Below are 6,915 nucleotides of genomic sequence, written 5' to 3'. Positions count from 1 at the left end.
AACCAAAATCACTTGCTGACTTTCTGCATTAATGATATTTGTTAAAAATTCTTTCAATGGTTTATAGTATTGTGCAGGTAAAATACTGTATGGAATAACTTTTTGGGCTTGAGCGATAATAAAACCATCTTTTTCAATTACTTTATATGCATATCCACCAGCTTGATCAGGCATTGTAAATTGCTTTTCAGTTGGTAAAGATTCGACTTTGTAACCTTCTGGAATTTTAATTTTAATTGTATTTGTATTCGTAGTTGGTGCACCAAACTCAATATTGTAATTACGTTGATCTAGATTTAAATTATGTTTTGTATTCGCAACAAATAAAAATGGATTGAATAATATTTTATTTCCAGCCACATCTACTTTTACATCATCAAATTTGAATTGATGACGAATTACATTTTGTTTGTTATCTTGTGTTTTAAATTCTGAAATTTCAAAATTGTAATCTTCTACAAATTCTTTTTCAAACGCTTTTGGATCATCTGCGATTTCACTTTTATCAAACATATAAAAATAATTATCACGAACATTAGAAAATAAACCTTTCAAATTTCCATCAGCTTTTAAATCTGCCGTAATTGATATTTTATCATTGGTCATAACCGAATTACGAAGAGGAACTTCTTTTATTCCTTTTTCATTTACCATAAATCCACGATCGTTGATTGCTCGAATTGGTAATAAATTAATTTGAGCATTTTTATCAGTTGCATCCATTAAATAAAATTCATTATCTATTGTTGCTCCAACAATTACATAATTCAATTTGCTACGTGAAGGAAACGAATAATTGATTAAACCATTTTGCAACGTACTCAAAACAATTGGATTTGCGTCTAATCCAGCTTTACGCAACATAGCTGTTAACATAAGATTGATATCCGCTGAATTTCCAGATTTTTCGTTAAATGCTTTTCGAATTCCTTTATCTGTATATTGACCTAAATAATCATTCCAAGCCATGTTGTTTTTTACATAATTGTAAATTGCTTGAGCTTTTTCAATATTTGTAGATTTTCCAACAATTGTAGCGTTTACTGTTTCATCTAAAAAGTTATTTCCATTTAATTGTCGACCAAATTCTTCGTGATCCATCAAATCTTTTCCAATACGTTCCCAAGTTGTAGAAAAATTTTCTGAGGTTCTTCCGGGAACCACAAAAGAAGCTAACTCAAACTGAATACTTGCTAACATATTTCTCGGATTAAGCACATAAGCTTCGCGAGAATAAGAAGGTAAATTAACTAATGAATAAGTTTGTGTATCAATCTTTAATTTATGATTACTTGATGTCGCGCCTTGATTTCCCATATCTCCACCAAAAGATGTAACACCTCTGTTTCCAAAAGAAGTAGTTGAAAAAGTATCTTCTTTGGAATTTTTTGTTAATTTAGGAGCAAATTCACCTCTTAAATCTTGTTGATAATTAAAATATTCTTGATTTTGCATCGTGAAATTACTCGTAACTACAGGAATCGATTGTTGAAAATACCACGTATCAGTATTTCCATAGAAAGGGGAAATAATTTCGTATGTATATTCTAAGATTGATCCATTTTTTACATTTGGAAATGTAAACGTTTGTTTATCCATAAAACGATGGACTTTATCTAAGAAAATATCTTTTTTCTCAACTTTTTGTTCAATAATTTTTCCATTTTCAAGGTTATAGGTAACCGCTTTTAAAGTAATCAATTTATCTTGATCTGATCCTGAGCTTTTGTAAAGAGGAATTTCTATTTTTAAAACATCATCAGGTGTTTTATCCTTATCAAAAACAATTACTCTATAAAAAACTTTCTTTGTTTGCTCAACACCGCCTTGATTGGTATTAAAACTAACTTTATAATTTCCGTCAGCATATAAAACTTCTGCAGGAGCGTCAGCTTGAATTGTACTTTTTGTTTTCTCGAAATCTTGTTTAGATAGTTTTCCAAATTTTACATCTTGAGCAAAACTCGAAACGGTTGCAACTGTCGCAACAATCGTAAATATTGTTTTCATATTAGTGTTATAATTTTTCTAAAAGTAGTTTTGTGTTATCGTAACCCGAAATTTGTCTTCTAAATTCTACATATTCGTTGTATTTTTCTTTTGAGAAAGTTCCTGAAAATTGTTTGTAAATACGTTTTATTTCGAATGCATTATTTTCTTTTGGATTGATTTCTAATTGATATTCACCAAAAGCTGATTTCACAATTATAGCATCAAATTTTTGTGGTAATTTATAACCAGAAGGAAGTGTCAATGTATACGAAACTTCGTCAACATATCCTGTCTCGATGTTGAAATCAAACTTTCTATCTTTCATTTTTTTGACAGAAGTCTCTTCTTTATTCACTGGAATAATATTCAGAATGATGTTATTTCCTTGAATTTTAGCATAATTTGGTGCTGAAAACTCGAAATTTGAAGTGAAAACAGCATTTTTCCAATCATTATTAAATTCTTTCTTTTTGAATGATATTCCTTGTAAGTAAGAAAATCGATTTTTTAAACGAACATCAAGTTCTTTCTCGCTTAATTGATTAAATCTTGCAAAATTCTCATAAATCAAACCTTTGGAAGTTTCAGAAAAATCAAAATTTAATGTCCCATCTGCTAAAAGTGTTGCATTTCCATTCACGAATAATTGATTATCTTCTGTTTTGAATTGTTGTGAAGGAATAATTTTTCCGCCTTTTTCATCAACAATTAATACTTTTCTATTTCCTGCAAAATCACCTAAATAATTATAAGGAGCTGTTTGACTTGTTGCTTCTAACCAAATATCTTTTCCATTTAGAGGTATATAAACAATCATGTGATTTCCTTGTTGATACATCATTTGCTCATCAATATCAATTGGATTTCCAGCAAATAATATGGTGTGATACGATTTGATATTCACTGCATCTAACATTCCAATCATATAATTAGATAAGGCTTTGCAATCGCCATAACTTTTGCTCTCAACATAAGAATTCGGAAAAGGCGAAAGTCCTCCAATTCCCAGTTGTACACCAATATATCGAACTTTATTTTGCAAATGTTTGTACAAAATCTGAACTTTTTCTTCATCCGACTTTGCTTCTTTTACCATATTTTGAAAAACAGATTTTTGAGCTGGAGTAAAATCTAATTTTGTACGAATTAAATTATCAAAAGTCCATTTTCCGTAATCATTCCAATTGTCAAAATTTCCTTTAACACCATCGATATTGATTTGATTTGAAGCTAAAATAGCGCGAGGAAATATTTTTTGACTTCCAACCATTTGATCTTCTTCATTAAATGCCAAAACATTGTTTAATGAATAGCTCAAATTATTGTTATTTCCTGTTTTTGCAATGTCAAAACCTTTAAAATTATCTTCTTTCAATCGAATGGTTGAAGATGTTTTATTGACAAATTGATAAGACGATTTTTCGATTGATAAATTTGCTGCTCGTATAGGTGACCAACGCGGAATCCAAAGTGTATTTTTGTTCGTTGTAACAATTTTATAATTTATCGTGTAAGGATAATTTGTTGGAGTATAATTTAAATATTTGATGCGATCATCCGTGTACATTTGTCCACCTGTTACATAACTTTGGTCACCAAAATCTTTGGTCTTGAATTTTTTAATTTCTTTTCCATTTGCATCATACAAAGTTGCCTCGAATAAGTCAATTTTCGTATTTGCATCATAATTCGCTTGCGCACCAACATAATTATCGCCTGCTTTAGTCAAAACTGTTACGACAACGTCTTCCGTATATTTTAGTTCATCAACTTTGAGAAGTTCTATTTTTTCTTCGTTTTTGCGCACAACAGCATAAGCATCTTTTATCAAATCGTCTGGAATCTGATCAACTGCATAGTTTTGCGCAAAAGAAAATGAACTAATCAAAAAAGTTAAAAAAAGTAGAGTTTGTTTCATTCAATATCTATTAATCAAGTTATTCTTTATTTTTTGAATCGATAAAAATGGTTACAGGACCATCATTCAACAATTCGACTTTCATATCTGCACCAAAAATTCCTCTTTGTACAGGTTTGAAATTTGATTCTAAAACGTTCAAAAATGTTTCATATTGTACGTTTGCTATGTCCGGTTTTGACGCTTTGATATATGACGGACGATTTCCTTTTTTCGTAGACGCATGCAACGTAAATTGAGACACAACCAAAATATCTCCATTTGTTTGCTGTACATCCAAATTCATCACATCATTTTCATCATTGAAAATTCGGAGTTTAATTATTTTTTTCGAAATCCATTCAAAATCTTCCTTCGTATCATCAGGTTCAAAACCAACCAATGCCAAAATTCCGCTTTCAATTTTTCCTGTTATTTCTCCATCTACCATTACAGAAGCATGTTGCACACGCTGTAAAATCACTCGCATAATTCTAGTTTTATTGATTTAAAATCGATTTGAATTTAAGAAATTATTAACAAATAAAAAAACGTTACAACTCATCTTTTAAATGTGTTATAACGTTTGTTGTAATTTAAGTTTAGAAAGCAATCGCTATAGGTTTAAGTTAGTTGGTTAAAATAGATTTCCTCATCTGCAATTATCGCATAATATAACTCATAGAGCTTTGACATTTTTTTTGCATTGATGATTTCTTGTTCTATATTTTTTATTCTGTTTTCTTTATTTTCAGAATTATCAAATTCAGCAATCCACAATTTATTTGGATTTAATGGTTTCCAATTTAAATCTTCTAAATGCAATAAAAATCTTTCTTTTTGTTCCTTTGTACATTCCTCAAAATCTAAAGCGATTTTTACGGATAAATTGCTCATTCAATTAATTTTAACAAAAATAAAATGAGAAATTGAATTATTTTTACGTGAAACCGTAATTTGAGAAAATAAAAAAGCCATTTCATAAGAAACGGCTTTTTTATTATTTTTCGGTATAAATATCTTCTTCTAAAAAAGTGAGATAATTTTCGTAGCGAGAAACTGCGATTTCACCAATTTCTACTGCATAACGTACAGCACATTTTGGCTCGTTAACGTGAATACAATTATCAAATTTACAATTGTGTTTCAGTTCTAAAATTTCAGGAAAATAACCTTGTAATTCGGTTTTGTCGATATGAACCAAACCAAATTCCTTAATTCCAGGCGTATCGATAATGAAACCTCCAAAAGGCCATTCGTACATCTGTGCAAAAGTTGTGGTATGTTGTCCTTTGCTATTAAAATCAGAAACTTCGTGCGTTTTTAGGTTCAAATCAGGGTTTAAAGTATTCAACAACGTTGATTTTCCAACGCCAGAATGTCCCGAAACCAAACTCACTTTATCTTTCATTCGATTTTTTACAAGATCTAAATTTAGACCAGTTTCAGCAGAAATATCAAGACTTTCGTAACCGATAGAATTGTAAATTGATTTATAAATTTCTAACTCAGCCATTTCATCTTCCGTGTATGAATCCATTTTGTTGAATAAAATTACAACAGGAATATGATAAGCTTCGGCAGTAATCAAAAAACGGTCAATAAAACCAAACGAAGTTTTGGGATTAGAAAGCGTTACAACCAAAAAAGCAACATCAATGTTAGAGGCAATAATATGCGTTTTTTTGGATAGATTAACAGATTTTCGTATGATGTAATTTTTGCGATCATGAATTTTTGTAATGACTGCAATATCATCTTTGTCAATCTCAAACTCAACCTCATCTCCAACAGCAATTGGATTGGTATGTTTGATATTGGCTATTCTAAATTTTCCCCTAATTCTTGCCTGATAGGTTGCACCATCTTCGGTTAAAAGATGATACCAACTACCAGTAGATTTTATGACAATTCCTTTCAATATTGTTTAAATTTTTTCTTCTTTTTTTACCATAATTTGGTTTTGTTGCGCAACAGATTCTTGGTGAATTGCTTGCAATAATTTGTCAACAAAATCTTCAGATAAACCTAAAGAAACTCCTGCTTTTACAGAATTATCTTTGATTTGTTTCCAACGATCTGGCTGAAAAACTGCCACATTATGTTCTTTTTTCAATTCTCCGATAGAGTTTGCAACTTTCATACGTTGAGCAATTGCATCTAAAATAGAGTTATCTAATTCATCAATTTGATGACGTAAATTCTGAATTCCAGTTTTGTAAATTGCATCTGGATCATCAGAAACACGAATTTCTAAATCTTTTAAGATTTCTAATAAACGAGCTGGTGTTACTTGTTGAGCTGCATCAGACCAAGCTTCATCAGGATTATTGTGTGTTTCGATCATCAATCCATTGTATTCAAAGTTGAAAGCTTGCTGTGCAACATCAAATAATCCTGTTCTGTTTCCGCAAATGTGTGATGGGTCACAAATAATTGGCACGTTTGGTAATTTGTTTTTGAAATCTAATGCAATTTGCCATTGTGGATTGTTACGGTATTTTGTCTTTTTGTACGTTGAAAAACCACGGTGAATAGCACCTAAGTTTTTGATTCCTTGACCTTCTAAACGCTCCAAAGCACCAATCCATAAATCTAAATCTGGATTTACAGGATTTTTAACCAAAACTGTTTTGTCTGTATCACGTAAAGCTTCAGCAATTTCTTGTACTGTAAAAGGGTTTACCGTAGAACGAGCACCAATCCATAAAACGTCAACATCATATTCTAACGCTAATTTTGCGTGATTTGCATTGGCGATTTCAGTTGCGATTTTCATTCCGAATTCGTCTTTTACTTTTTTCAACCAGTTTAATCCGATTGCACCAACTCCTTCGAAACAATTTGGTTTAGTACGAGGCTTCCAAATTCCCGCACGGAAAACTTGCACATAATCTTTGTCCAAATCTTCAGCGATTGTCATCATTTGTTTTTCACTTTCTGCACTACAAGGTCCAGCGATGATCATTGGTTTATCGTATTCTTTTATCCAGTTATTGTTTTCCATAACATTTACAAATTTAAGA

Annotated in this window: 6 protein-coding genes; all 6 read right to left on the bottom strand. The window is 30.8% G+C overall.

The annotated features are described in order from the left end of the window. Positions 1 to 2,010 (bottom strand): DUF3857 domain-containing protein (locus B2X73_RS00260; protein ID WP_291095424.1); only part of this gene is annotated, 2,010 nt, incomplete at its 3' end. 7 nt (positions 2,011 to 2,017) lie between these two features. Next, positions 2,018 to 3,910, bottom strand: coding sequence for a DUF3857 domain-containing protein (locus B2X73_RS00255; protein ID WP_291059784.1), 1,893 nt, complete (start codon positions 3,908 to 3,910; stop codon positions 2,018 to 2,020). A gap of 19 nt (positions 3,911 to 3,929) precedes the next feature. Then, entirely contained in the window at positions 3,930 to 4,379 is a 450-nt protein-coding gene (gene dtd, locus B2X73_RS00250) for a D-aminoacyl-tRNA deacylase (protein WP_115002146.1), read from the bottom strand. Between the two features lie 134 nt (positions 4,380 to 4,513). Further along, positions 4,514 to 4,786 carry a hypothetical protein gene (locus tag B2X73_RS00245; RefSeq protein WP_221854400.1) on the bottom strand — a complete coding sequence of 91 codons (273 nt, stop codon included), beginning with the start codon at positions 4,784 to 4,786 and terminating at the stop codon, positions 4,514 to 4,516. Positions 4,787 to 4,889: 103 nt separating this feature from the next. Beyond that, positions 4,890 to 5,810, bottom strand: a complete 921-nt coding sequence (gene rsgA / locus B2X73_RS00240; protein ID WP_291048011.1) for a ribosome small subunit-dependent GTPase A — start codon at positions 5,808 to 5,810, stop codon at positions 4,890 to 4,892. A 6-nt stretch (positions 5,811 to 5,816) separates the two neighbouring features. Beyond that, the gene (locus B2X73_RS00235) at positions 5,817 to 6,896 is read right to left on the bottom strand and encodes a bifunctional 3-deoxy-7-phosphoheptulonate synthase/chorismate mutase type II (protein ID WP_115002148.1); all 1,080 of its coding nucleotides are present in this window, start codon (positions 6,894 to 6,896) and stop codon (positions 5,817 to 5,819) included. Positions 6,897 to 6,915: the final 19 nt, after the last annotated feature.

Origin of the sequence: Empedobacter sp. UBA7252 (assembly GCF_002472765.1) — a bacterium.
Taxonomy (GTDB): Bacteria; Bacteroidota; Bacteroidia; order Flavobacteriales; family Weeksellaceae; genus Empedobacter; species Empedobacter falsenii_B.
This window is presented reverse-complemented; position numbering and strand designations above follow the sequence as displayed.